Consider the following 23,338-nt stretch of genomic DNA (forward strand, 5'->3'; position numbering starts at 1 on the left):
CTCAGGCCAGCCGCGCGGACGTTTTCCCTTTTCTGTCACCGGATTCGTGTTCGCGCCCCGCCGGCAGACAGCTCATCAGCAGTACGACACCGACCGCCCCGAGAAGCATGTGCCCGGCGAGGATGCACAGCCCACAGAATCCGATCCACAATGAGATCTTCATTCTCAGAGGGTAGTGCCGTTCCCGGGAGCGGGGCCCGAACTTGGGAAAGACTTAAGGTCTCCTTTGGGCAAAGGGTCTGTCCGGAGTACGCGCGTAATACACCACCAGTGACACCGTCGCGGCGAGGAACACCACCTGCATCAGGCTCCGCGGCACCAGCTCGTCCATCGTCGAAGTCACCGGCCCGTGCAGTGCCTTGTACACATTCGCCGGGAACATCCCCAGCAGCAGGAGAGTCAGCCCGGCGGACGCCCACGGCGCCGTGCGCGACCACAGCACCCCCGCGGCGCCCGCGAGTTCGAGGACGCCGGTGACGGTCACCAGCAGTCCCGGCGCGGGCAGGGCGGGCGGCACCATCGCGACGAGTTCCTCGCGCATGCCGATGAAGTGCGCGAGACCGGTAGTGACGAACAGCGCCGCGACACCGCCGCGCACCGCGACGGGCCAGGGTTTGAACCGCTGGACGCCGAAGGCGCCCAGCAGGGCCAACGTCGCCGTGACGGCGATCAGCATCAGTACGGGTGCGAGACCGGGATCCATGACCATGCCTTCCGAGCAGTGAATCTTTCCACTGACAAGATGCGCGATTGCGGGCCATCTTGTCAATGACTAGATTCGTGGTCATGAGTCCGTACCACCACGGCGACCTCCGCCGGGCCGTGCTCGACGCCGCCGTCGCGGCCATCACCGAACACGGCCCCGCGGGGATCAGCCTCCGCGACCTCGCCCGGCGCGCGGGCGTCTCGCACGCCGGGCCGGTCCACCATTTCGGTGACAAGGCCGGGGTGCTGACCGCGCTGGCCGCCGAGGGATTCGACCTGCTCGCGGACGCGCTGGCGGCCGAGAGCGATCGGGATTTCGCCGAGGTCGGGGTGGCTTACGTGCGCTTCGCGATCGAGCATCGCGCGCATTTCGAGGTGATGTTCCGCCCCGAACTCCACCGCGAGGACGACGCGGCGCTGGCCGCCGCCCGTGACCGCGCCGGAGCCCTGCTGACCAGCGGCGCGGCGTCGGTCAGCGACGACGCGATGGCTGGGGTCGCCGCGTGGTCGTTGATGCACGGCTTCGCGAACCTGTGGCTCACCGGCGCGCTTCGTGCCGAGCACCTCGAGGATCCGGACACCGCCGCCCGCGCGATCGCCCGGATCCTGTTCCCGTGATCAGACCTGCGCGGTGGGCATCACGGTGACCTGCTGAAGGTTCACCCGAGCCGGGAGCGAGGTCAGGAACGCCACGGTCTCGGCGATGTCCTCGGGCTTCAGCCAGGTCAGCGACTCGCGTGCGCCGTCCAGCCACCGCAGAGCGCCGGCGTCGGTGACATGGCCCTGCAGTTCGGTCTCGACCAGCCCCGGCTCGATCGCCGCGACCCGCACACCCTTCGGCCCGAGGTCGGCGCGAAGATTCTTCGACAAGTGCGTCACGTACGCCTTCGAGGCGACGTACACGGCGAAGGACGGGAAGACGGCCTGCGCGCCGATGGACGAGGTGTTCACCAGGTCCGCGACGCCCTTCTCGGCCGCCGAAGCGACGAGATGCGGGACGAACGCGCCGATCGCGTTCATCAGGCCCGTCATGTTGACGTCGATCATGCGCTGCCAGTCGCCGGTGGCGAGTTCGTCGATCGGCGCGGCCAGCATCACACCGGCGTTGTTGAACAGGAGGTCCGCGCGGCCCAGCTTCGCCTCGATATCGGCCGCCGCGGCCCGCATCGCCGCGGCGTCGGCGACGTCGACGGCGAGCACGAGCGCGGTACCGCCGTCGGCCTCGATCTTCTCGGCCAGTGTCTGCAGCCGGTCCGCCCGGCGGGCGATCAGCGCGACCGCCGCGCCGGAGGCGGCCAGCCGCCGGGCGGCCGCCGCGCCGATTCCGCTGGACGCTCCGGTGACGACGGCGACCCTGTTCGCGCGCGGTGCCGGGGAGTTCGTCATCTGTGTTTCTCCTAAGTGGACTCGTTCTCGGTGATGAGTCCAGGAAACCGGGCCCCGCCCGGAGATGGCACGGTCTGTTCAGCCTGGGTCCGGCAGGACCAGTCAGGGCGTGCACGGAACTGTTACGCGCTCATCGAGTTCCGCGGACACGGACCGGCCAGCGTGATCCGTATGCGAATCCGATCCCTCGCGCTCGCGCTGGCCATGATGACGGCCACCGCGGCCCCCGCGTCGGCCGTCATCGGCGGCACCGAGTCCACCACGCCCTACGACTTCATGGTCTCCCTGCAGTACGACGCACCCCGTCCGGACGGACACCGGTGCGGGGCGGTGCTCATCGCGCCCCAGTGGGCGGTCACCGCGGGCCACTGCGCCAACACCCCGACCGGCGCGACCGTCGGGGTCCCTCGTGGCTGGAAGGTCCGCGTCGGCTCGCTCGACACCACCAGCGGCGGTGAGGTCACCGACGTCGACAAGTTCTATCGGCGCCACAACACCTACGACCCGGCCGGCGAGGACATCGCGGTCCTGCACCTGCGAAACGCCGTGCGAGCCACACCCGTCCGGCTCGCCGGGGCCACACCCGCCGTCGGTACCCCGGTCCGCATCCTCGGCTGGGGCGCGGCCGCGACCGGCTGCGACGACTTCAAGGACCCGAAGTGCTTTCCCAGCAAGCTGCGCGAAGCGGACACCGAGGTCGTACCGCTCGATCGGTGCTGGGACGACGACGGGCACACCTTGCCGTTGTGCGTCGGCCGCGCCGATCCTCCGGTCGGGCCGGGAACGACGGACTCCGGCGGGCCCGCCCTGATTCGTTCGGGTGACGGCTGGGCCTTGGCCGGGACGGTGATCGGCGCCGGGATCAGGGGTGCCGATTTTCCCGGCATGTACACCGACGTCTCGAAGAATGCCGCGTGGATCAACGGCATCGTGACCGGGACCGCCGTTCCCCCGGACTCCCCGGTCCCGAACGTGGAGGGCACGGCCGAGGTGGGTAACTGCAAGGGAGCGGTGGTGCGCGCCGCCACCGCGCGTCCCGAAGACCCGGCGCTGGCGCTGACCAACGGCCATTGCGTGCCGAGCGGGCGGCCCGCCCCGGGAAAAGCCCTGGTCGACCGGCCCGCCGACCTGCCCCGTCCGGTCACGATCGCCGACCGGGAGGGCTATCCGAAGACCAGCGCCCGCGCCACCCGGCTGGTCTACGCGACGATGACCGGCACCGACATCGCGCTGTACCGGCTGGACAAGACCTACGCCCAGCTGGCCAGGGAGGGCGCGAAGGTCTTCCGGCTGACGACCAAGCCGATGCGCGCCGGTGACCGGCTCCTCATGGCCTACTCGAGCAGCCGTCCGAACTGCACGGTGGAGGCCGTCGTGCCGCACCTGCGCGAAGCCGGCTACCAGCAGGACGACGCGGTCCGCTACGCGCCGAGCGACACCTGTGTGAGCATGCCCGGCCACTCCGGCTCCGTGCTGCTGTCCCGCGACGGGAACACGGTCATGGGCATCAACAACACCCACAACCGTGACGGCGAGCGCTGCACCGAAAGCAACCCCTGCGAGGTCGGCCGGGACGGGACCGTGAAGGCACTGAAGGGCCGCAGTTACGGCCAGCAAGTCCATCGGATCGCGGCCTGTCTGACCAAAGGATCCCGGATCGACCTGCGACGATGTGCCCGCGAAAAATAATTCCCACCGGCTGTCGAATCGACGGGACGCTCTTCGTGTAGGTGATGACAAGCCGCTCCGACTTCAGGAGGACGCCATGACCCAGTACCTGATCAGCCTGTACCAGCCCGACGGTCCCGTCCCGCCGCCGGAGTTCCTGGAGCCGATCGCGCGCAAGATCCAGGCGCTCGACGACGAGATGAAGGCCGCGGGTGTCTGGGTCTTCGCCGGCGGCCTGCACCCGCCGACCACGGCGACCGTGCTGCGCGCCAAGGAGAACGGCGAGATCACGATGACCGACGGCCCGTACGTCGAGGGCAAGGAACACCTCGGTGGGTTCACCATCATCGAGGCGCCGGATCTGGACGCCGCGCTCGAATGGGGCCGCCGGGTCACCGAGATCACCTACCTCCCGGTCGAGGTCCGGCCGTTCCAGGGCGACGAAGGTCCTTCGTGCGTGTGACCATCGAGGACATCGGACGCGTCTTCACCGAGGAGTACGGCCGTGCCGTGGCCGTACTGGTCCGGGTCTTCGGCAGTATCGACATCGCCGAGGAAGCCGTCCAAGACGCCTTCGCCGAAGCGGTGGACCGCTGGCCGTCCAGCGGTCCACCGCCGAGCCCCGCGGGCTGGATCATCACGACCGCCCGCAACAAGGCCATCGACCGGTTGCGCCGGGAAGCCGCGCGCGACGACAAACACGCCCAGGCCGCGCTGATCAGCGCGGGCGACGAGCCGGTGGAGGAGGGTCCCGTGCGTGACGACCGTTTGCGGCTGATCTTCACCTGCTGCCACCCCGCGCTGGCCATCACCGCGCAGGTCGCGCTGACGCTGAAACTGCTGGGCGGGCTGACCACCGGCGAAATCGCGCACGCGTTCTTCGTCCCCGAAACGACGATGGCGCAACGGCTGGTCCGGGCGAAGGGCAAGATCCGCGCCGCGAAGATCCCGTACCGCGTCCCGGACGATGCCGACCTGCCGGACCGGCTGCGGTCGGTGCTCGCCGTGATCTACCTCGTGTTCAACGAGGGGTACACGGCCACTTCGGGCGAACGGCTGGTCCGGGAGGACCTGTGCGCGGAGGCGATCCGGCTCGGCAGGCTGCTGACCGCTCTCATGCCCGACGAACCGGAGGCCACCGGGCTGCTCGCGCTGATGCTGCTCACCGAGTCGCGCCGCGCGGCCCGCACCGGAGCGGACGGCGAAGTCGTGCTGCTGGCGGAGCAGGACCGGTCACGGTGGAACCGCGAGCTGATCACCGAAGGGCAGGCGCTGGTCCGTGCCTGCCTGCGGCGGAACCAGCCGGGTCCGTACCAGATCCAGGCGGCGATCAACGCCGTCCACAGCGACGCCGCCGACGCGGCGAGCACGGACTGGTCGCAGATCGTCCAGCTGTACGACCTGCTGCTGGCGGCGAATCCGACGCCGATCGTCGCGCTCAACCGGGCCGTCGCGGTCGCCGAAGTGGAGGGTCCCGATGCGGCCCTCGCCGTGATCGACGGCCTCGGACTGGGCGAATACCACCTGTACCACGCCATCCGCGCGGATCTGCTGCACCGCCTCGGCCGGCCGGAGGAGTCGGCGCGGGCCTACGAAGCCGCGATCGCGCGAGCGGAGAACAGCGCCGAACGGCGGCTGCTGGAACGAAAACTGGCCACGGTCAGTCCGTGATCAGCCGCGCCGGGCCGGGTCCCTTGGCGGCGAGGACGTCACCGGGGTTCACCAGCACGCACTGGTCGAAGGACAGGCAGCCGCAGCCGATGCATTCGGTGAACCGGTCCCGCATGCACTCCAGCTGCTCGATGCGCTTGTTCAGTTCGGCGCTCCAGCACTGGGAAGCCCGCTGCCAGAACGCCTGGTCCGGCGCGGCGCCCTCCGGCAGGAAATCGAGCACTCCACCGATCACCTCCAGCGGGATGCCGAGGTGGTGCGACGCGCGGATGAATGCCACCACGCGGAGCGCGCTGCGGGGGTAGCGACGCTGATTCCCACTGGTCCGCCTGCTGCTGATGAGGCCCTGACGTTCGTAGAACCGCAGGGCGGAGGTGGCGACGCCGCTGCGCCGGGACAGCTCTCCGATGGTGAGTTCGGACGGCAGTTCGGACATGGCGACGATCCTACCTTGACTTAAACCCTTGTTTAAGTTCCATGCTGGAGGCATGACAGCACAGGGGACCTCCGAAATGACCATCCACAACGGACATTGGCCGACACCGGACGATTCGACGGTCGTGGTGGCACGGGAATGGCCGGACGCCGACGCGGCGCGCGCGGCGTTCAAAAGCCGCGAAGGACTTGTTTCCTTCACCGCATACGAGGGCATCGACCACGACGGCGCCTTCACTTACGAGCAGTGGACCAGCGAAGACGCCATCGAAGACCTGGACGGCGCGCCCGTGTTCCGCCTCTACCGCGGGCAGCGCGGCGAGGGGGCGCCCGGCTGCCTCGTGATCGTCTCGGTCGAGTTCGAAGGCCCCGACGAGCGACGGCAGCGCGACTGGATCGACCTCGTCTTCGAAGCGCTCGCGTCGGAACCCGCGCGTCCCGAAGGCGGGATCTCGGGCTTCTTCCACGTGAGCACCGACGGGACCAGGGTGCTGAACTACGCCGAATGGGCCAGTGCCGAAGCCCACCTCGCCGCGCTCGCGGCGCCTGGCGCCGACGGCATCGGGACCACCGACCTGTGGAAGAAGGTGCAGGCCTACCCGGGGATGTCGGGCGGGTCGGTCAAGCGGTACCGCCCGGTCTTCTCGGCGGTGGCGGCATGAAGCCGATCCTGGTCGCCGGCGCGACGGGCAACGTCGGCTCGCAAGTGGTCGCCCAGCTGCGGGCGCGGAACCTCCCGGTCCGGGCGCTGAGCCGGAACCCGCCCGCCGACGGCGTCCGCGGTGACCTGGCGAAACCGGAAACGATCGCGCCGGCGCTCGACGGCGTCGACACGGTGTTCCTTATGCTCGCCGGCCCCGCCGAGGCACTGGCGCCCACGGTGTCGCTGCTCGGGGAACGGGTGAAGCGCGTGGTGTTCCTTTCCTCGGGCGCCGTCGACGATTCGCTGGCGGAGCAGGACAACGCCATCGGTGCCTGGCATCGCGCCGTCGAGGAGGCGATCGAAGCCGCCGGCCTGGAATGGACTTTCCTGCGACCGCACGGATTCGCGGCCAACACCCTCGGCTGGGCGCCGTCGATCCGCGCGGACGGCGTCGTCCGCGGCGCGTACGGCGAGGCGTCGATGCCGCTGATCCACGAGAAGGACATCGCCGCGGTGGCCGTCGAAGCACTGACCGGTGACAGGCACACGGGGGCGAAGTACACGCTCACCGGCACGCGGCCGATGACGCAGGCCGAACAGGTCCGGATCATCGGCGAGGCCGCGGGCCGTCCGGCGCGCTGGGAGGAGATCCCGCTCGACGAAGCACGCGCCGCCCTGCTCACGAAGATGCCGGATTTCATCGTCGACACGATGCTGTCCGGGTTCCAGGGGCTGGTGACGAAACCGGGCGAGGTCACCTCGACCGTCCAGGACGTCACCGGCAGGCCGGGGCTGGACTTCGAGGTCTGGGCGGCCGAGCACGCCGCCGACTTCCGGTAAGCTCGGGTTCGTGTCGACACCGGTTCATGCCGCGGTGGTCCACTAGCCGCCGTTCCTGACCTTGTCCCCCGACGAGCCACGCCCGCGGGGTCTCTTCGCCGCGGGCGGATCCAGGAACGGAAACCATGACCCCCTGTCCACAAAGGACGGTGGTCGGCGCTGGCTGACCACCGTCGGCACGAAAATGCCCCGGCCCGTCGTCGCCGTCGACGATCGCATCACCGCCGACGAGGCGTTCCGGCTCACCGCGTGCGGCACCGGTCTCGCCTGGCACGGCGACTTCCCGGGCGCGCGGAACCTCCTCGCCGCGTTGTCCCGCCGTTGCGGTACCGCGGCTGGGAAACCTTTTCAGGAGCAGCGGAACCATCGGTCACGCCGGGCGCGGATCCTCGGCAGGCTGCTGGTCCCGCTGGACCCCGGTCACGTCCTGCCGTTGCGCCGCGGGCCCGACGTGCGCGAGGCCTGCGCCGAGGTCTTCGGACCTTCCGAGACCGCGTCGCTGGTGTCCTTGCGTGAGCTGCTGGGCGTCGTCGGCGCGCACGAATGGCGGGTGAAGGGCGTCGAAATCCCGTCGCTCGGCGCGAAAATCCATCCGCACCACGGGGTCTTCTCCCCCATCCTCGGCGAGTAGGTCGATCTGGTGGCGAGAACTCCGTTGCCCGCCAAGCAACTGGCGTTCGACATCGGCACCGGCACCGGCGTGCTCGCCGCGGTCCTCGCACGTCGAGGGGTCGAGCGCGTGGTGGCGACGGACAACGAGCCGCGCGCCGCTGGTCGTCTGCAATCCGCCTTGGTTGCCGTCCCGCGCGCACACCTCGCTCGAACGCGCCGTCTACGACCCGGGAAGCAGGATGCTCAAGGCGTTCCTCGACCGGCTGCCCCGGCATCTCGAACCCGGCGGGGAGGCGTGGCTGATCCTGTCCGACCTCGCCGAACTGCTGGGCCTGCGCACACGCGAAGAACTCCTCGGCGCTTTCGAGCGGTCCGGCCTCGAAGTCCGGGGCCGGGAGGACATCCGGCCGCGGCATCCGCGGGCCAACGCGAAGGAGGTCACGACGCTGTGGCGGCTCACAACCCGAGCAGCGCCCGTGCCTGACTGATGAACACGCGGGCGGCGGGGCTGACCGGCCCCTCCGTCCGCCAGGCCAGCGCCAGTTTCGCCCGCAGCCCGGCGGGCCGCGTGATCTCCATGGCGTGCAGTTCCGTGTAGTGCGTCGCCAGCGACATCGGCACCACGGCGACGCCGAGCCCGCGCCCGACCAGTTCGGCGACGACGTTCGGGTCGCCCGCCTCCAGGGTCACCCTCGGCTGGGCGCTGTCGGCGAGGAACGCCGCGTCGACGATCGCGCGCATGCCGGTGCCCTTCGGCAGGCTGACCAGGGAACGGCTTTCCAGCTCCGACAGGGTGATCGTGGCCTGTCCGGTGAGCGGATCCTCCTGCCCGGAGATGACGACGAGCGGCTCGTCGAGGACGACCTCCAGGCCGATCCCCGGCGGCGGTTCGCCGGAGACCCCGATCAGCGCGACGTCGAACCGGCCGTCGGCGACACCCGCGAGCAGGACGTCGGACGTCGCCTCGGCGAGCGTGATGTCGACCGCCGGATGACGCTCGTGGAAACGCGCGAGCAGATCCGGCAGGTTGACCGGGCCACGCGAGGACACCATGCCCATCGCGACCTGGCCGCGGACCAGGCCGGTCAGGTCGTCGACCGCCTGCCGCACCCCGGCGATGGCGGCGAGCGCGGCCCGCGCGTGCGGGAGCGCGGCGGCGCCGACCTCGGTCAGCCGCACCGCCCTGGCCGACCGGTCGAGCAATGGCTGCCCGAGTTCGCGTTCGAGGCGGCGGATCTGGGCGCTGACGCCGGGCTGCGCGACGTGCAGCCGCTCGGCGGCTCGGGTGAAGTTCGCTTCCTCGGCCACCGCGACGAAGTATTCGAGCTGGCGCAGTTCCATAACCGATGATTCTAATTGCCAGACAAACCAGATCTTGGACTTCTGGCCGAATCGGGATCACGCTGATGGCATGACCACGATGCTCCGCTCCGGCGACCCGGATTACGACAACGAACTCGCCGGTTTCCAGACCGCAGTGCCCCGCCGTCCCGACGTCATCGTGCCCGCCGCCTCGGCCGCCGACGTCGTCGAGGCCGTCCGTCACGCCGTCGAGCACGACCTCCCGATCGCCGTCCACTCGACCGGGCACGGCGTCGGCGTCCCGTTCGAAGGTGGCGTCCTCGTCACCACCCACCGCATGACCGGAATCCGGATCGACGAGGGGATCGCACGGGTCGAAGCGGGCGTGCGCTGGGGTGCGGTCATCGAAGCGGCCGCGGAGCACGGGCTCGCGCCGCTGAGCGGCTCCTTCCCCGGCGTCGGCGTCGTCGGCTACACCCTCGGCGGCGGGTTCAGCCTGCTCGGCCGCAAGTACGGCCTGGCGGCCGACCAGGTGACCGCGATCGAGGTGGTGACCGCCGACGGGGAACTCCGCCGCGCCACCCCGGACACCGAAAGCGACCTGTTCTGGGCGCTCCGCGGCGGCCGCGACAACTTCGGGATCGTCACCGCGCTGGAGTTCCGGCTCGTCCCGGTCACCCGGCTGTACGGCGGCAGCCTGCAATTCGGCACCGAATCGCTGTCCGCGGTGCTCCACGCCTGGCGCGACTGGGCGACGGGGATGCCGCGCGAGATGACGTCGTCGCTGGGCATGGTCCCGATGCCGGATCTGCCGATGGTGCCCGAACCGCTGCGCGGGCAGCATGTCGCGCAGATCCGGGTCGCCTATCTCGGTGACGCCGCCGAGGGCGAGCGCCTCGTCGCCCCGCTGCGCGCCGCCGCCCCCGTCCTGGGTGACACGCTCGCCGAGATCCCGTTCACCGAATCGGGCAAGATCGCGAACGAGCCGCCCTTCCCGCACGGCTACCGCGCCGACAACGCCACCGTGTCCGAACTCAACGACGCGATGCTCGACGCGATCCTCGAACACGCCGGCCCGGACGCCCCGGTGCCGACCGTCGTCCTGCTGGACCTGCTCGGCGGCGCGCTGTCCGACGTGCCCGAGCACCCCGGCGTGGGCTGGGACCGTGAAGCGAGCTTCACCGTCCGCGCGCTGTCCGTCGTGGACGACGCTTCGATCGCCGAGATCCGGAGCGCGCACGCGAAGCTGTTCGACGCGCTGAAGCCCTGGTCGACCGGCAAACTGCTGACCTTCGTCTACGGCGAGAGCGCGGCGGGCGAGGAAGCGTCCAAGGTGTACTCCCCGGCCGATCTGCGGCGGCTCGCCGAGGTCAAGGCGGCCGTCGACCCGGCGAACCGGTTCCGGCTGACACATAACGTCGAACCTGCCCTGACGCTGGGTGATCTTCGAAACCGCAGGTAGGAGGCCTCGACACGGGGCGAAGGCTCCTGGCCACGAAGGTGATGCGGTTCGTCGGTGAGCGCTCGTACTCGCTCGCTCTACCTGCTGCAGGGCCCGGTGCACTTCGTGGTGGTCGAGGCGATCCCGACGCTGGGCGAGCACCGGATGATCAGCGCGCTGACCTCCCGCGTTTCGTCCTCTGAATGCGGTACTTGCGCCTGCAACTACCGCATTCAGAGGACGAAACGCGAGCGGGTCAGCGGGAGATCGTGACGATCGGGATCACCCGATCGGTCTTCTTCTCGTAGTCGGCGAAGCCCGGCATCAAGCTGACCATCTTCGCGTAGAGACGGTCACGCTCGGCGCGGTCCACGACGGTCGCGGTCGCGTCGAACTTCTCCGTGCCGACCTCGATCGTGACCTTCGGGTTCGCCAGGATGTTGTGGTACCAGGCCGGATTCTTGTCCGACCCGGCGAACGACGCGGCGACGATGTACTTACCGTCCTCCTCCGCGAACGCGAGCGGCGACGTGCGAGGCTCGCCGCTCTTCACCCCGGTGGTGGTGAGGAGGAGCAGCGAGCCGCCCTCGAACGGGCCGCCCACCTTCCCCCCGTTCTCGCGGAACTCCTTGATGATGTTCTTGTTCCAGTCGAGCGCTTCGGACAACTTTCCTCCAGTGTCGATCTTCTCGATGCCGAGGCTACTCAGCCTTCACGGGCTTTGCGGCGCTGTTCTTCGGCGCGCTCCCGACACTTGCGAAGGAACTCTTCGTCGTCCTCGGCGCTCGTGGCGGCGAAGCGGCCCGGCCGGTCGTACTCCGGGAACGCCGGCGACTCACGTTCGTAGCGGCCGCGCGGGGCGCGGGCGGCATTCTGCGGACGACCGGCGACCAGCCAGACGATCGAGCCGATCAACGGGACGAGCAGCACCAGCAGCAGCCACATCCCCTTCGGCATGTTGCGGCACGATCCCTCGTCCGTGGTGATCACGTCGACGATGCAGAAGATCCACAGACCGAGCGTGAGAACGCCGAAGAAACCATTGAAATACAGCATCGAAAGACTCCCCAGTTCCAGATGACCGGGGTAAGTCTTAGCACAGGAGGGCGTCGAGAATTCCCGCGGCCACTTGCCGCGCCTGCGTTTCCCCTGGGCACTGCTTGGGCCCTGCTCCGAACGGACGTTTCGTCAGGTCCACCTCGACCACCTCACCGCCGACCCACCGCCGGGTGACGCGGACCGGCGGATCCTCACGCAGGACCCGGTCGAGCAGGTCTTCGACGTCCTCGCCTGGCCGGTGGGCGGCCAGCGCCTTGCCGAGCAGCTTGGCCGTCGCGTCACAGGCCTGCACCATTAGCCCGATCCGCGCGGCCGTCCGCTCGTCGGCGTCACCACAGGTTTCGACCAGGCGCCGCATGGCCGCCTCGGCGTCGGCCCCGATCTCCGTGTGCGGATGGTAAGCGCCGGAAACCTTCGCGACGTCGCGGGAAACGTCCGGCAGGCCGAGCTCGGCGGCCAGCACGGCCACCGGGACCGTCCACACGGTCCGCTCCACCGGCCCGTCCCGCATTTCGCCGGCGAGCGCGAAAGCCTTGTCCCGCAGGGAACCCATCGGCGCGAGCTCGGCGAGCACCAGCGCCCGCCGTCGCGCGTGGTCCTCCGGGCGGCTGAACCGGGCGACGGTCGCCCGCAACCACCGGACACCACCCGGCTCGACGTCCTGGGGCACCGGCGGGACAGGGGCTTCGATCAGGGGATCGTCCATACCGTGACGCTAAGTGCGGAACGCTTCGGTCACGGCCGAAACATGAGCACAGCGTCGTTGTCATGGTGACCGGGTGACGGATTCACCGGCACTGAGCAGCGCGAATCCGGTGATCGTGGGACGTACGTGGGACGAGGGCCTACTACAAAGGGCTCCAATGCGCTCCCATTCACCCCTCAAGGCTCCTTGGTGCCGCTGGTCCGAACGGCCGATCACCGTAACGGACTTCTTGATCCACCCGACCGGATCTCGTATGGGGGATCTTCCGAGACCGTGGCGCCCGTCGTGGCGCGTCTGCTCTCTCGTTCTGCTGCTGTCGATCGTGGCCGTGCTCCTCGGCGGCCGACGGCGCAGCAACCGCCGGCCACCGCGACGCCGTCGTGTGATCGCGTGGCGGTCATGAACGCACGGCTCGACGAGCTCGGCCGCGCAGGACCGAAGGACATCACGATCTCGGACACCGCGCCGTGCCACGCCATCGTGAACCACGAGTGGATGCACACCCGGCAGGAAGCCCTTTACCCCGGCCGAGCGATGCGCGCATACGGCGAGGCGTTCGAGATCGTCGCCGACTGCGGCTCGATGCTGCTCGGGTCGCCGATCACCCCGTATCTGGAGCGCCGGAAGCGCGCGACCGGGCAAGAGGGTGCACAGCGGACGAACTGGACTCGGCGCGCTAAGCACTCGGCTGGCCTCGCTAGCGAGTTCCCGAGTTGATCGCGGGTCCTACCCTGGTCGCCATGACCGTTCATCTTGTCGTGACCACGGCAACCCCAGATCGGGAATCCGGTGAGAAGCTGGCAGGCTCGGCCGTCGCTGCGCGCCTCGCCGGTACCGCGCAGGTCATCGGCCCGGTCACGTCGTTCTTCTGACACCTCGGCGAGTCCGGCCGCGGCGAAGAGTTCAACGTGACGTTCAAGACGACCGATGCCAGGTACGCCGAACTGGAGGCGCACGTCATCGCGAACCATCCGTGGGACAAGCCCGAGGTGACGGCCGTCGAGCTGGTCCGCGGCTCTGCGGACTACCTGGCATGGGCCGAGGAGTCCACACGGCGCGATTAGACCTTCAGCCGGGCGAGGAGATCGGCGACGGCCGGGGTCGAACGGTGGTGGGCAAGACGGCGCGCCACCGCTTCGATCCGGCGTGCCGGACGGACCGACGTGACACCGGTCGCCAGATCCGCCGCGTGCCCCAGCGTCGCCGCGGCCTGCTCGACCTCGTGCGCATGAAGGTAGGACGTGGCCAGCCAGGTCAGGTACAGCGACTTGTCGCGGGCGTGAGTGTCGTCGAAGTTCGCCAGAACCCGTTCGAGCACCAGGACGGCGCGCAGTGGCCGCCGGAGTTCCGTCCAGCAGCGTCCGGCCATGATGTCGATTTCGGCGGCGTCGACCCAGAACACCCAGTCGGGTTCCGGTCGATCGGACGGCGCGTTCAAGGCCTCGCGCGCGAGGTTCAGCGCGCGGTCCGCCTCGGCCGCTTCACCGGCGGTCGCGTGTGCCCATGCCTTCCGTTCAGCAGCGCCGAGACCTTCGGCGCGGCCACTCGACGGGCAACTTCGTACGAGTCCGCGGCAAGGGCGGTTCCGCTCTGCTGTGTCGCGGTCTGCTGGTATGCCGCGTAGGCGAGTGCGTTTCCCGCGAGATCCATGGCTCGCGCGTCCTCTGCGTTCTGACGGCTGTCTTCGAAGAGCTGCTCCGCGAGTGCATGCTGCCCGTGGTCGAATGCCGCCCACCCGGCTTGCTGCTGTTGTTCGGCGAGCAGCGCGAGCAGTTCCCGCTCGATGTCCTCGGTGTGGCTGGATTCGCGGAGCAATCGCTGAGTGAGGTCTGCTCCGGCGGTGTAGACCGGGAACGTTTCGGCGCCGCCCATGATGTTGTCCAGACGCCGGAGTCGAGTCGTTCGGCGGCGCAATTCGGCGATATCAGATCGGCCGATCCGGCGGGCGGTGGGCTGGCCGTTTCGTCCGCGCAGACGAAACGGCGCGCTTGATCCGTGCCGCCTCTATTCCGAAACTGGCTGCGATGTGCTGCTGCCAGAACGGTGTCGGTAGCCGCTTCTCGCTCTCCCAACGGGAGATCTCGTTTCTGGTGATGGGCTGTCCCGACAGTTCGGAGAGCACCGCGGCCTGATCGGTTTGCGACCGGCCCGTGTCATCTCGCAGGGTTCGGAGCAGTTCACCGACGCTGTTCTGCTCCAGCGTCGGACGACAAGCTCCTGGCAGCGCTCGGCGATCCGAAGCCGCTCAAGGTCGTGGGACATCGTGGGACCAAACGTGAGCCCGACCGCGACAACCAGGCGCTTCCGGATGTTCCCGACCAAGATGTAACAAGCGCGGGATGACCTGCGAATACAGGCTTTAGACGCTCCCCTTCGTTACCGTATGTCCCCCTAGACGTTTTCCCTGGTCGCGCACACGTTGTTATGGTGACCGGGTGACGGCCGTGTCGGAGGCAACCGAAGTCGACGGCGCGGGGCGGACGGCGCAACCGCGTCAGCTGATCGTGACCGTGTACGGCCTCTATTCCCGCGGCGAGGGCGGCTGGCTTTCCGTCCGCTCCCTGATCGACCTGCTGGCGGGCGTGGACGTCGAGGAACCGGCCGTCCGGTCGTCGATCTCCCGGCTGAAACGGCGCGGGATCCTTTCCGCGGTACGCCGGAACGGCGCCGCGGGTTACGAGCTTTCCGAAACCGCGCTGGCGATCCTGCGCGAAGGAGACGAGCGGATCTTCCGCCGCGAACGCGCCACCCCCGGCGACGGCTGGCTGCTCGCGGTGTTCTCCGTCCCGGAAGCCGAACGGCACAAAAGGCACGTTCTTCGCACGCAGCTCGCCCGGCTCGGCTTCGGGACGGCGTCGTCCGGGGTCTGGATCGCGCCCGCGCATCTGCGTGACGCGACCTCCGACATGCTGCGACGGCTCGAACTCGAGGGGTACGCCGATCTCTTCCACGCCGAGCACCTCGCGTTCGGCGACGTGCGGGAGAAGATCCGTGACTGGTGGGACCTCGATCAACTCGAGTCGCTGTACACCGCCTTCCTCGACGAGCACGCGGCCGCGTTGCGGCGGTGGCAGCGGCGCAAGACCACGGATGAGGCCGAAGCGTTCGCCGACTACGTCCGCGTGCTGACCGACTGGCGGCGGCTGCCCTATCTCGACCCCGGCCTGCCCGCCGAACTGCTGCCCCCGGGCTGGGCGGGCATCCGGGCGGCGGACCTGTTCTTCACGCTGCACGCGAGGCTGGGCGAGGCCGCGGCCGCGCACGTCTCACGCACCCTGCCCATGTGAGATGAAGGACGCTTTCATAGCAAAATTTGCTATGAAAGCGTCCTTCATCTCACTTACGCGGCGACCACCGCGAAGCCCTGCACCTCCACCAACGCTTCCTCGTCCCACAGCCGGCTGACGCCGATCCCCGCCATCGCGGGGTACTCGCTCCCGGCCAGCCGCTTCCACACCGCGCCGATCTCGCGCGCGTGGGCGCGGTAGTCGTCCATGTCGACGATGTAGATGGTCACGCTGCACAGGTCCGACGGCGCCCCGCCCGCCGCGCGCAACGCGGTGAGCAGGTTGGACAGCGCGCGTTCGAACTGTTCGACCACGCCGTCGCCGACGATGCGGTTCTCCTCGTCCAACGCCGTCTGACCGGCGAGGAAGACGAATCTCCCGGTCGCGGCGACGGCGTGCGAGAAGCCGGAAGGGCGACCGAGCTCGGGCGGATTGATGCGCTCCATACGGGTCACCATATCCCGTATCGTTGACGGTCGTACATACCGCGACATACCCTGAGCGACGTGCGTATCGCGGTGTTAGGCGGCGGCCCGGCGGGGCTCTACTTCGCCACGCTGGCGAAACAGCTCCATCCCGATCACGAGATCACCGTCTGGGAGCGCAACGCGCCCGACGACACCTTCGGGTTCGGGGTGGTGTTCTCCGACGAGACGCTCGGCGGGATCGAACACGCCGATCCGGTGATCCACGCCGCCATGCGCCGGGAGTTCGCGCGCTGGGACGACATCGACGTCCACTTCCGCGGCACGGTGCACACCTCGGGCGGGCACGGGTTCGCCGCGATGAGCCGCAAACGGCTGCTCGGCATCCTCCAGGAACGCTGCGCGGAACTCGGTGTGGACGTGCGTTTCCGCACCGAAGCACCGAGCGCGGCCGAGGCGAGCGCCGAGTACGACCTGGTCGTCGCGGCGGACGGCGTCAACTCCCCGACCCGCGACGCCTTCGCCGAGAGCTTCCGCCCGAGCCTCCAGACCCGGCGCTGCAAGTACATCTGGCTCGGCACGGATCTCGTGTTCGACGCCTTCAAGTTCTACGTGCTGGAGACCCCGCACGGGATCATGCAGATCCACGGCTACCCGTACAGCGACACCGCGAGCACGTTCATCCTGGAACTACACGAGGACGTCTGGCAGCGCGCGTTCGGCGAGATCGCCGCGACCGCGCTGGCGCCGGGCGAGAGCGACGAGAAGTCGATCGAGGTCATCCGCGAACTGTGCGCCGAAGTCCTCGGCGGCCATCAGGTGTTCGCCAACAACTCGAAGTGGACCGCGTTCGCCACCGTGCGCTGCGCGAGCTGGCGGCACGAGAACGTCGTCTTGCTCGGCGACGCCGCGCACACGGCGCATTTCTCCATCGGCTCCGGCACGAAACTCGCCATGGAGGACGCGCTCGCGCTCGCCGCCTGCCTGCACGAACAGTCCGATATGGACAGTGCACTGCAAGCGTACGAAGCCGAACGCCGGCCCGTCGTCACCTCCACCCAGCGCGCCGCGCAGGCGAGCCTGGAGTGGTTCGAGAACATGGGTCAGTACACCCACCAGGATCCGGCGCAGTTCGCGTTCAACATCCTCACCCGCAGCCGCCGCGTCACCTACGACAACCTCCGGCTGCGCGATCCCGAGTTCGCCGCCGAACTGGACTCCTGGTTCGCGTCCACTTTGGACTCCGACGTCCGGCCGCCGATGTTCCAGCCGTTCCGCGTCGGGAACCTCGACCTGCCGAACCGTGTCGTCGTCTCGCCGATGGACATGTACTCCTCCGAAGACGGCGTGCCGACCGATTTCCACTTGGTACATCTGGGAAGCAAGGCGCTCGGCGGCGCCGGGCTGGTGATGACGGAGATGGTCTGCGTCTCCGAAACCGGCCGGATCACCCCGGGCTGCGGCGGCCTCTACACCGAAGAACAGGAACGCGCCTGGGCGCGGGTCACCGACTTCGTCCACGGCCACACCCCCGCGCGTATCGGTGTCCAGCTGGGACATTCGGGACGCAAGGGCTCGACGAAACTGATGTGGGACGGTATCGACCAGCCGCTCCCCGAGGACAACTGGGAGATCTGCGCCCCGTCCGCGATCCCGTACAGCGAAGCGAATCAGACCCCGCGCGAACTCACGAAAGCCGAGCTGGCCGAGATCCGTGACCAGTTCGCGCACTCCGCCTGCGCCGCCGCGCGTGCCGGGTTCGACCTCCTCGAACTCCACTGCGCGCACGGCTATCTCCTGTCTTCGTTCCTGTCACCGCTGACCAACCGGCGAACCGACGAGTACGGCGGCTCGCTGGAGAACAGGCTGCGTTTCCCGCTCGAAGTCTTCGATGCCGTCCGCGCGGTCTGGCCCGCCGAGCGGCCGATGACGGTCCGCATCTCCGCGACCGACTGGCACGAAGGCGGAATCGACGTCGACGACGCCGTCGAGATCGCCCGCGCGTTCGCCGAGCACGGTGCGGACGGCATCGACGTGTCGACCGGTCAGGTCGTCAGCGAGGAGAAACCCGAGTACGGCCGTAGTTACCAGACGCCGTACGCGGACCGGATCCGCAACGAGATCGGGCGCGAGTACGGGATCGCGGTGATCGCCGTCGGCGCGATCTCCTCCTACGACGACGTCAACTCGCTGATCCTGGCGGGCCGCGCGGATCTGTGCGCGCTCGGCAGGACCCACCTTTACGATCCACAGTGGACATTGCACGCCGCCGCCGAACAGGGCTATCCGATGCCGTGGCCGAAGCAGTTCGCGGCGGGCAGCCGGAAACCGCAGGGCGGCCGCACCGACGGGCCGAAACCACGGCTCGAACTGTTGCGCTCCGGTGAAACCGGCACCGCGCATGCCCGCTGGCGACCTGGGAGCGATCGATGACCGCCTTCGCACTGAGCCCCGAACAGCAGGCCTGCGCCGACGAGGTCCGGCGGCTGGGCGCCGAAAAGCTCCGCCCACTGGCCGAATCCGGCACCGAAGGCGCGGTGAACCGGCCACTGCTCAAGGAAATGGGCGCGCTCGGCCTGCTCTCCCGGCTGTTCCCCGGCGTTGACGGAGGCAGCCCGAGCCGTGAGGCCGCCGCGACGGATCTCTGCATCCTGCGGGAGTCGCTCGCGAGCCAGAGCACCGAAGCCGAGACCGCGTTGGCGTTGCAGGGTCTGGGCACCTACCCGGTACTTCAGTCCGGGCAGGACTCGCAGGTCGCGAAGTGGGTCCCCGCCGTGGCCGCGGGTGACGCCGTCGCCGCCTTCGCGCTCACCGAGCCGAACGCGGGCTCGGACGCGGCGGCACTGGAACTCGCCGCCGAGCCCGACGGCGACGGCTGGCGTCTCACCGGCGAGAAGATGTGGATCTCGAACGCCCCCGAGGCCGATTTCTACAGCGTTTTCGCCCGCACCACACCGGAAGCGGGCTCGCGCGGCGTCTCCGCGTTCGTCGTCCCGGCCGACCGCGCCGGGCTGTCGGGCGCGCACCTCGACCTCGTCAGCCCGCATCCCATCGGCACCCTGGTCTTCGACGGCGTCCGCGTGGAACGGGACGAACTGCTCGGCGAACAGGACCGAGGCTTCGGCGTGGCGATGCGGACCCTGGACCTGTTCCGGCCGAGTGTCGGCGCATTCGCCGTCGGGATGGCGCAGGCCGCGCTCGACGCCGCGGTCGCCCACGCCCAGTCCCGTGTCGCGTTCGGCGGTCCGCTCCTGAAACAGCAGACCGTGGCGCACACCCTCGCCGAAATGGCGACCCGCACCGAGGCGTCGCGCCTGCTGGTCTACGCCGCGGCCGCAGCCTACGACGCGGGCGAGCGGAACCTCGCGGGCCGGGCCGCGATGGCGAAACTGTTCGCCACCGAGACCGCCCAGTACGTCGTCGACTCGGCCGTGCAGATCCACGGCGCGCGGGCGCTGCGGCGAGGCCATCTGCTCGAACACCTCTACCGCGAGGTCCGCGCGCCGCGGATCTACGAAGGCGCGTCCGAAGTGCAGCGGACGATCATCGCACGATCGCTGACTTCTTCTTTACCGGGCGGCGATCCAGGTACCACTGCGTCGCGATGACGACCAGCGTCGGGCTCAGCCAGGCCGTGATCGCGGCGACCGATTGGGTCAAGGCCAGTTCGCTTCCGCCGAACGTGGTCTCCAGCTGCGGCTGCAGCGTGATCAGCGCGATCGGCCCGACCACCCGGCTGACGATGATCGACATGGTCAGCGCGAAGCTGCGGATCATCCAGCGCCGATGATCGCCGAACCGGCGTTGCCTCGCCGCGCGCCAGCCGGCGAACGTGCACCCCAGCCACAGCACCCCGGCCAGCACGTTGGCCACCCGCGTCGCCGGGCCGAACGGGCTCGTCGCGCCGACGACCAGCGCCAGCAGACCGGCCGGGAGCACCCCGGCGAAGACGTACACCCGGCCGATCTTCCGGTGCACCGCCGGGTACTTCGCCCGGAACCACGGCCAGATCTGGAGCAGCGCGCCGACCATCGCGATCGAGCCGAACAGCACATGCGCCGCGAGGAACCAGTAGTGCGAGGTGAACCCGGGCGGCGGTGGAACCCTCGACCGCGCCGGGTCCATCGCCAGATACGGCGGCATCGAAAAGGCCAGGAAGATCACGATGACGACGGCCAACGGCCCCACCCACGGCCTTCGCCACCACGATTTCCGTGGCGCCTCCCGCTGGTCACGTTGTTCGAGCCTGACGGTCATCACTGTCCCCCACGTTTCCGATAGCGGCAAACAACTTTCCGCAGCCGAACCTAGGACGCGGGGCCACCGGGAAGAATGGAGCGGGCCGCCGGTTCGAGGGTGGAGCAGCCCCTACCACCGTCCGCCGCGCACCCGCTCGACGATGTCGCGGTACGCCAGCCCACTCTGTTTGATCGTCCGCGCCTGCGTCTCGCGGTCGACCCGCACCAAGCCGAGCCGTTTCGCGTAGCCGTACGCCCATTCGAAACTGTCCAAAAAGGACCAGGCGAAATAGCCGCGGACGTCCGCGCCCGCCTGCCTCGCGGCGGCCGTGGCGGCGATATGCGCGGACAGGTACTCGGCGCGGTCGTCGTCGCGGACGAAGCCGGTCTCGTCGGGGACGTCGGCGAACGCGGCACCGTTCTCGGTGACGTAGAGCGGCAGACCCGGATAGTCGCGGCCGATCCGGACGAGCAGTTCGGTGAGCTTGTGCGGCAGGATCTCCCAGCCCAGCACCGTCGACGGCGCCCCGAACGGGACCTTGCGGAACGCGGGAATCCCGAGATGCTCCACCGCGTCCCCGTTCTCCTCCACCCCGGAGTACCGCGTCCCGAAGTAGTAGTCGACACCGAGGAAATCGAGCGGTGCGGCGATGATCGACGGATCCCACGGCTCCGACGGCAGGCGGATGCCCTGCCGCGCGAGGGTCTCGAGCACGTCCTCGGGGTACCGGCCGTGGACGAGCGCGTCGAGGTAGAACCTCGTCCCGAGCCCGTCCTCGAAGCGGGCGGCGGCCCGGTCGGCCTCGCTCGAAGTGGCCGGGTCGGCGGTGCTCAGGTTGAGCGTGATGCCGAACTCGGTCCCGGGCGGCGCGAGTTCCCGCATCCGCCGCACGGCGAGGCCATGGCCGAGCAGCAGGTGATGCGCCGCCGCCATCCCCGCCTTCGCGTCCCGGCGGCCGGGCGCCATCACCCCGTGGACATACCCGTGCATGGCCGTGCACCACGGTTCGCTCAGCGTGGTCCAGTGGCGGACCCGGTCGCTCAGCCGCTCGAACACGAGCATCGCGTAGTCGGCGAACCGGACGGCGGTGTCGCGCGCGGGCCACCCGCCCGCGTCTTCGAGGTGCTGCGGCAGATCCCAGTGGTACAGCGTCAGCCAGGGGTCGATGCCGTTGTTGAGCAGTTCGTCGACCAGCCGGTCGTAGAAGGCGATCCCGGCCGGGTTGACGCCGCCGCGCCCGCGCGGCTGCACACGGGGCCACGAAACGGAGAAGCGGTAGGTGTCGACGCCGAGTTCCTTGAGCAGTGCGACGTCGGCGGGCATCCGATGGTAGTGATCGCAGGCGACCTCACCGGTGTCACCGTTGTCGACCGACCACGGGGACTGGGCATAAGTGTCCCAAATGGACGGTGTCCGTCCGTCTTCGGCGACCGCGCCTTCGACCTGGTAGGCCGAGCTGCCGACGCCCCACCGGAAGTCCGGTGGCAAGGTGCCGATGAGCTCGTCGTCCCCCGTCATAACCCTCTTCCCGCCTTATTTCACCAGTTGATACATGGCGGAGGATAAGGTCGTGGGGCATCCTGGAAAGGTCCGCCGCCACAAGATGGGTATCCGCATGCCTGCCAAGCGCACCACCGTCCGTGACCTGCGGCGGCACAACCGTTCCCTCCTGTTGTCGAAACTCTACTTCGACGGCCCGCTCAGCCGCCACGAATTGAGCGGTCTGACCGGTTTGAGCGCCGCGACCGTCAGCAACGTGACCGCCGAACTCGGCGAAGAACGGCTCATCACCGAGGCCGGGCTGGTCGAGTCCGACGGCGGCAGGCCGCGCGTCCTGCTCCGCGTCGACCCGGCGTACGGACATGTCGCTGGCGTCGACATCGGCGAGACCGGGGTGAAGGTCGAACTGTTCGACCTCACCATGAACCGGCTCGCCACCGTCGAACATCCCCTCGCCTCGCCCCGGCCGGACGCGGCCGCGGCGGTCACCCAGGTGGCGTCCGGGCTCCGGGAGGTGATCACGGAATCGGGGGTCGACGAAGCGACCGTGCTCGGTGTCGGAGTCGGCGTCCCGGGCACCGTCGAGCAGGGCGAGGCGGTGCGCGTGCACGCGCCCACCATCGGCTGGAAGGAGGTCCCGCTCACCGACCTCCTGCGCGCGGAGGGCGTCGAGCTGCCGCTGTTCGTGGACAACGGCGCGAAAACCCAGGGACAGGGCGAAATGTGGTTCGGCGCCGGCCGCGGCGCGCGACACGCGGTGATCGCCCTGATCGGGTCCGGCGTCGGCGCGGCCGTGGTCACCGACGGCACCACCTACCGGGGCTCCACCAGCAGCGCGGGAGAATGGGGCCACACGACGATCGTCTACGGCGGGCAGGAATGCCGCTGCGGATCGCGCGGCTGCCTGGAGTCCTACGTCGGCGCGGAGGGCGTCCTCGCCCGCTATCGCAAGGCGCGCGGCGGAAAGGCGTCGGACGAGGACGAGCAGACGCAGTTCGCCGCCCTGCTGGAGTCGGCGGGCAGGTCCAAGGTCGCGGCCAAGGTACTGGAAGAGACCGCGGGCTATCTCGGCGCCGGGATCGGCGACCTGATCAACCTGTTCAACCCGGAGCGGATCGTGCTGGGCGGCTGGGCCGGGCTGGCGCTCGGCGAGCACTACCTGCCCGAGATCCGGCGCGTGGCGGGCGAGCACGCGCTGGCGCACGTGTTCGACCAGACCGAGATCGAGCTCGGGCAGCTCGGCCCGGACGCCGTCGCCATAGGAGCCGCCACCCTCCCGGTCGCCGCCCTCCTGGAGCAGGGCGCGGACCCGCGCACGGCCGGGTCGAAGCGCGGCACGGCCGCCTGACCTTAATTCGAGGTCGAAAAATACGTCTTGTCGCAGTGGTAGAGACCATGCATACTTTGTTGTCAGGCACA

The 23,338-nt window shown here is 69.2% G+C and carries 26 protein-coding genes and 3 pseudogenes; 16 read left to right on the top strand and 13 right to left on the bottom strand.

From position 1 onward, the window contains the following. Position 1: 1 nt before the first annotated feature. Together AC069H_RS36910 and AC069H_RS36915 are read right to left on the bottom strand one after the other, a co-directional pair. Positions 2-163: a hypothetical protein gene (locus tag AC069H_RS36910; protein ID WP_257484144.1), complete on the bottom strand. Its 162-nt coding sequence runs from the start codon at positions 161-163 to the stop codon at positions 2-4. A gap of 51 nt (positions 164-214) precedes the next feature. Further along, positions 215-709: a DoxX family protein gene (locus AC069H_RS36915; protein WP_478235416.1), complete on the bottom strand. Its 495-nt coding sequence runs from the start codon at positions 707-709 to the stop codon at positions 215-217. Positions 710-786: 77 nt separating this feature from the next. Here AC069H_RS36915 and AC069H_RS36920 point away from each other — a divergent pair, with 77 nt between their 5' ends. Further along, on the top strand, positions 787-1,323 hold the full coding sequence (locus AC069H_RS36920; protein WP_478235417.1) for a TetR/AcrR family transcriptional regulator: 537 nt from the start codon (positions 787-789) through the stop codon (positions 1,321-1,323). Here AC069H_RS36920 and AC069H_RS36925 read toward each other — a convergent pair whose 3' ends face one another. Further along, positions 1,324-2,091 (bottom strand): SDR family oxidoreductase, encoded by a 768-nt coding sequence (locus AC069H_RS36925; protein ID WP_478235418.1) that lies wholly within the window; start codon positions 2,089-2,091, stop codon positions 1,324-1,326. It lies immediately after the preceding gene. A 171-nt stretch (positions 2,092-2,262) separates the two neighbouring features. On the opposite strand from AC069H_RS36925, the gene AC069H_RS36930 reads away from it, so the two are divergent. The 3 genes from AC069H_RS36930 (at position 2,263) to AC069H_RS36940 (ending at position 5,430) form a co-directional block, all read left to right on the top strand. Further along, on the top strand, positions 2,263-3,780 hold the full coding sequence (locus tag AC069H_RS36930; protein ID WP_478235419.1) for a trypsin-like serine protease: 1,518 nt from the start codon (positions 2,263-2,265) through the stop codon (positions 3,778-3,780). A 76-nt stretch (positions 3,781-3,856) separates the two neighbouring features. Further along, positions 3,857-4,222, top strand: a complete 366-nt coding sequence (locus tag AC069H_RS36935) for a YciI family protein (RefSeq protein WP_478225379.1) — start codon at positions 3,857-3,859, stop codon at positions 4,220-4,222. Further along, entirely contained in the window at positions 4,213-5,430 is a 1,218-nt protein-coding gene (locus tag AC069H_RS36940) for an RNA polymerase sigma factor (RefSeq protein WP_478235420.1), read from the top strand. Before AC069H_RS36935 ends, AC069H_RS36940 begins: the two co-directional genes overlap by 10 nt. Here the strand turns inward: AC069H_RS36940 and soxR are convergent. Next, positions 5,420-5,866 (bottom strand): redox-sensitive transcriptional activator SoxR, encoded by a 447-nt coding sequence (soxR, locus tag AC069H_RS36945; RefSeq protein WP_478235421.1) that lies wholly within the window; start codon positions 5,864-5,866, stop codon positions 5,420-5,422. The two genes, AC069H_RS36940 and soxR, sit on opposite strands and share 11 nt — an antisense overlap. A gap of 52 nt (positions 5,867-5,918) precedes the next feature. On the opposite strand from soxR, the gene AC069H_RS36950 reads away from it, so the two are divergent. The 3 genes and pseudogenes from AC069H_RS36950 (at position 5,919) to AC069H_RS36960 (ending at position 8,448) form a co-directional block, all read left to right on the top strand. Next, positions 5,919-6,527: a hypothetical protein gene (locus tag AC069H_RS36950; protein WP_478235422.1), complete on the top strand. Its 609-nt coding sequence runs from the start codon at positions 5,919-5,921 to the stop codon at positions 6,525-6,527. Continuing rightward, entirely contained in the window at positions 6,524-7,348 is an 825-nt protein-coding gene (locus AC069H_RS36955) for an NAD(P)H-binding protein (RefSeq protein ID WP_478235423.1), read from the top strand. The genes AC069H_RS36950 and AC069H_RS36955 overlap by 4 nt, the downstream gene beginning before the upstream one ends. A 184-nt stretch (positions 7,349-7,532) precedes the next feature. Beyond that, positions 7,533-8,448, top strand: a pseudogene (locus tag AC069H_RS36960) (class I SAM-dependent methyltransferase). Here the strand turns inward: AC069H_RS36960 and AC069H_RS36965 are convergent. Then, positions 8,417-9,301, bottom strand: coding sequence for a LysR substrate-binding domain-containing protein (locus AC069H_RS36965; protein ID WP_478225374.1), 885 nt, complete (start codon positions 9,299-9,301; stop codon positions 8,417-8,419). The pseudogene AC069H_RS36960 and the gene AC069H_RS36965 sit on opposite strands and share 32 nt — an antisense overlap. 70 nt (positions 9,302-9,371) lie before the next feature. Between AC069H_RS36965 and AC069H_RS36970 the strand changes: the two genes are divergently transcribed. Together AC069H_RS36970 and AC069H_RS36975 are read left to right on the top strand one after the other, a co-directional pair. Then, positions 9,372-10,724 (top strand): FAD-binding oxidoreductase, encoded by a 1,353-nt coding sequence (locus AC069H_RS36970; protein WP_478235424.1) that lies wholly within the window; start codon positions 9,372-9,374, stop codon positions 10,722-10,724. A gap of 17 nt (positions 10,725-10,741) precedes the next feature. Continuing rightward, positions 10,742-10,886 (top strand): annotated as a pseudogene (locus AC069H_RS36975) (acyltransferase family protein); the annotation flags it as partial. Positions 10,887-10,959: 73 nt separating this feature from the next. Here the strand turns inward: AC069H_RS36975 and AC069H_RS36980 are convergent. Genes AC069H_RS36980 through AC069H_RS36990 form a run of 3 tightly spaced genes read right to left on the bottom strand, consistent with a single transcriptional unit; the run spans position 10,960 to position 12,468 of the window. Then, the gene (locus tag AC069H_RS36980; RefSeq protein WP_478235425.1) at positions 10,960-11,370 is read right to left on the bottom strand and encodes a nitroreductase family deazaflavin-dependent oxidoreductase; all 411 of its coding nucleotides are present in this window, start codon (positions 11,368-11,370) and stop codon (positions 10,960-10,962) included. 38 nt (positions 11,371-11,408) lie between these two features. Further along, the gene (locus tag AC069H_RS36985; protein WP_340686857.1) at positions 11,409-11,759 is read right to left on the bottom strand and encodes a PLDc N-terminal domain-containing protein; all 351 of its coding nucleotides are present in this window, start codon (positions 11,757-11,759) and stop codon (positions 11,409-11,411) included. A 37-nt stretch (positions 11,760-11,796) separates the two neighbouring features. Continuing rightward, on the bottom strand, positions 11,797-12,468 hold the full coding sequence (locus AC069H_RS36990; RefSeq protein WP_478235426.1) for a cytochrome P450 family protein: 672 nt from the start codon (positions 12,466-12,468) through the stop codon (positions 11,797-11,799). A 399-nt stretch (positions 12,469-12,867) separates the two neighbouring features. Between AC069H_RS36990 and AC069H_RS36995 the strand changes: the two genes are divergently transcribed. The 3 genes and pseudogenes from AC069H_RS36995 to cutA (AC069H_RS37005) form a co-directional block, all read left to right on the top strand. Beyond that, a complete protein-coding gene (locus AC069H_RS36995; RefSeq protein ID WP_478235427.1) occupies positions 12,868-13,185 on the top strand; it encodes a hypothetical protein in 318 nt (105 codons plus the stop codon). Between the two features lie 23 nt (positions 13,186-13,208). Further along, on the top strand, positions 13,209-13,340 hold the full coding sequence (gene cutA / locus AC069H_RS37000; RefSeq protein WP_478235428.1) for a divalent cation tolerance protein CutA: 132 nt from the start codon (positions 13,209-13,211) through the stop codon (positions 13,338-13,340). A gap of 18 nt (positions 13,341-13,358) precedes the next feature. Next, positions 13,359-13,532 (top strand): annotated as a pseudogene (cutA, locus tag AC069H_RS37005) (divalent cation tolerance protein CutA); the annotation flags it as partial. On the opposite strand, the gene AC069H_RS37010 reads toward cutA (AC069H_RS37005), so the two are convergent. Beyond that, on the bottom strand, positions 13,529-13,870 hold the full coding sequence (locus tag AC069H_RS37010) for a hypothetical protein (RefSeq protein ID WP_478235429.1): 342 nt from the start codon (positions 13,868-13,870) through the stop codon (positions 13,529-13,531). The pseudogene cutA (AC069H_RS37005) and the gene AC069H_RS37010 sit on opposite strands and share 4 nt — an antisense overlap. Positions 13,871-13,923: 53 nt before the next feature. After that, entirely contained in the window at positions 13,924-14,340 is a 417-nt protein-coding gene (locus AC069H_RS37015; protein WP_478235430.1) for a hypothetical protein, read from the bottom strand. 563 nt (positions 14,341-14,903) lie between these two features. On the opposite strand from AC069H_RS37015, the gene AC069H_RS37020 reads away from it, so the two are divergent. Next, entirely contained in the window at positions 14,904-15,755 is an 852-nt protein-coding gene (locus AC069H_RS37020; protein WP_478225369.1) for a PaaX family transcriptional regulator, read from the top strand. A 53-nt stretch (positions 15,756-15,808) separates the two neighbouring features. On the opposite strand, the gene AC069H_RS37025 is transcribed toward AC069H_RS37020, so the two are convergent. Further along, on the bottom strand, positions 15,809-16,213 hold the full coding sequence (locus tag AC069H_RS37025; protein ID WP_478225368.1) for a RidA family protein: 405 nt from the start codon (positions 16,211-16,213) through the stop codon (positions 15,809-15,811). Positions 16,214-16,261: 48 nt separating this feature from the next. On the opposite strand from AC069H_RS37025, the gene AC069H_RS37030 reads away from it, so the two are divergent. After that, positions 16,262-18,613 (top strand): bifunctional salicylyl-CoA 5-hydroxylase/oxidoreductase, encoded by a 2,352-nt coding sequence (locus AC069H_RS37030; RefSeq protein WP_478235431.1) that lies wholly within the window; start codon positions 16,262-16,264, stop codon positions 18,611-18,613. Then, positions 18,610-19,788 (top strand): acyl-CoA dehydrogenase family protein, encoded by a 1,179-nt coding sequence (locus AC069H_RS37035; protein ID WP_478235432.1) that lies wholly within the window; start codon positions 18,610-18,612, stop codon positions 19,786-19,788. Before AC069H_RS37030 ends, AC069H_RS37035 begins: the two co-directional genes overlap by 4 nt. Here AC069H_RS37035 and AC069H_RS37040 read toward each other — a convergent pair. Both AC069H_RS37040 and AC069H_RS37045 read right to left on the bottom strand, forming a co-directional pair. Then, a complete protein-coding gene (locus AC069H_RS37040; protein ID WP_478235433.1) occupies positions 19,724-20,437 on the bottom strand; it encodes a DUF2306 domain-containing protein in 714 nt (237 codons plus the stop codon). The genes AC069H_RS37035 and AC069H_RS37040 overlap by 65 nt on opposite strands. 111 nt (positions 20,438-20,548) lie before the next feature. Beyond that, the gene (locus AC069H_RS37045; RefSeq protein WP_478235434.1) at positions 20,549-21,937 is read right to left on the bottom strand and encodes a GH1 family beta-glucosidase; all 1,389 of its coding nucleotides are present in this window, start codon (positions 21,935-21,937) and stop codon (positions 20,549-20,551) included. Between the two features lie 85 nt (positions 21,938-22,022). Here AC069H_RS37045 and AC069H_RS37050 point away from each other — a divergent pair, with 85 nt between their 5' ends. Continuing rightward, entirely contained in the window at positions 22,023-23,267 is a 1,245-nt protein-coding gene (locus AC069H_RS37050) for an ROK family protein (protein ID WP_478235475.1), read from the top strand. Positions 23,268-23,338: the final 71 nt, after the last annotated feature.

It is taken from the genome of Amycolatopsis sp. NPDC043887 (assembly GCF_056435665.1).

Excerpts from the sequence above, each read along its gene's own strand:
- AC069H_RS36925 (WP_478235418.1), bottom strand. The coding sequence starts at position 2,091 with ATGACGAACTCCCCGGCACCGCGCGCGAACAGGGTCGCCGTCGTCACC.
- AC069H_RS37035 (WP_478235432.1), top strand. The coding sequence starts at position 18,610 with ATGACCGCCTTCGCACTGAGCCCCGAACAGCAGGCCTGCGCCGACGAG.
- AC069H_RS37040 (WP_478235433.1), bottom strand. The coding sequence starts at position 20,437 with ATGACCGTCAGGCTCGAACAACGTGACCAGCGGGAGGCGCCACGGAAA.
- AC069H_RS36930 (WP_478235419.1), top strand. The coding sequence starts at position 2,263 with ATGCGAATCCGATCCCTCGCGCTCGCGCTGGCCATGATGACGGCCACC.
- AC069H_RS36990 (WP_478235426.1), bottom strand. The coding sequence starts at position 12,468 with ATGGACGATCCCCTGATCGAAGCCCCTGTCCCGCCGGTGCCCCAGGAC.
- AC069H_RS36965 (WP_478225374.1), bottom strand. The coding sequence starts at position 9,301 with ATGGAACTGCGCCAGCTCGAATACTTCGTCGCGGTGGCCGAGGAAGCG.
- AC069H_RS37050 (WP_478235475.1), top strand. The coding sequence starts at position 22,023 with ATGGGTATCCGCATGCCTGCCAAGCGCACCACCGTCCGTGACCTGCGG.
- AC069H_RS36955 (WP_478235423.1), top strand. The coding sequence starts at position 6,524 with ATGAAGCCGATCCTGGTCGCCGGCGCGACGGGCAACGTCGGCTCGCAA.
- AC069H_RS37015 (WP_478235430.1), bottom strand. The coding sequence starts at position 14,340 with ATGGGCGGCGCCGAAACGTTCCCGGTCTACACCGCCGGAGCAGACCTC.
- AC069H_RS36915 (WP_478235416.1), bottom strand. The coding sequence starts at position 709 with ATGGTCATGGATCCCGGTCTCGCACCCGTACTGATGCTGATCGCCGTC.
- soxR (WP_478235421.1), bottom strand. The coding sequence starts at position 5,866 with ATGTCCGAACTGCCGTCCGAACTCACCATCGGAGAGCTGTCCCGGCGC.
- AC069H_RS36935 (WP_478225379.1), top strand. The coding sequence starts at position 3,857 with ATGACCCAGTACCTGATCAGCCTGTACCAGCCCGACGGTCCCGTCCCG.
- AC069H_RS36950 (WP_478235422.1), top strand. The coding sequence starts at position 5,919 with ATGACAGCACAGGGGACCTCCGAAATGACCATCCACAACGGACATTGG.
- AC069H_RS37045 (WP_478235434.1), bottom strand. The coding sequence starts at position 21,937 with ATGACGGGGGACGACGAGCTCATCGGCACCTTGCCACCGGACTTCCGG.
- AC069H_RS36995 (WP_478235427.1), top strand. The coding sequence starts at position 12,868 with ATGAACGCACGGCTCGACGAGCTCGGCCGCGCAGGACCGAAGGACATC.
- AC069H_RS36920 (WP_478235417.1), top strand. The coding sequence starts at position 787 with ATGAGTCCGTACCACCACGGCGACCTCCGCCGGGCCGTGCTCGACGCC.
- AC069H_RS36970 (WP_478235424.1), top strand. The coding sequence starts at position 9,372 with ATGACCACGATGCTCCGCTCCGGCGACCCGGATTACGACAACGAACTC.
- AC069H_RS37025 (WP_478225368.1), bottom strand. The coding sequence starts at position 16,213 with ATGGTGACCCGTATGGAGCGCATCAATCCGCCCGAGCTCGGTCGCCCT.
- AC069H_RS36985 (WP_340686857.1), bottom strand. The coding sequence starts at position 11,759 with ATGCTGTATTTCAATGGTTTCTTCGGCGTTCTCACGCTCGGTCTGTGG.
- cutA (WP_478235428.1), top strand. The coding sequence starts at position 13,209 with ATGACCGTTCATCTTGTCGTGACCACGGCAACCCCAGATCGGGAATCC.
- AC069H_RS36910 (WP_257484144.1), bottom strand. The coding sequence starts at position 163 with ATGAAGATCTCATTGTGGATCGGATTCTGTGGGCTGTGCATCCTCGCC.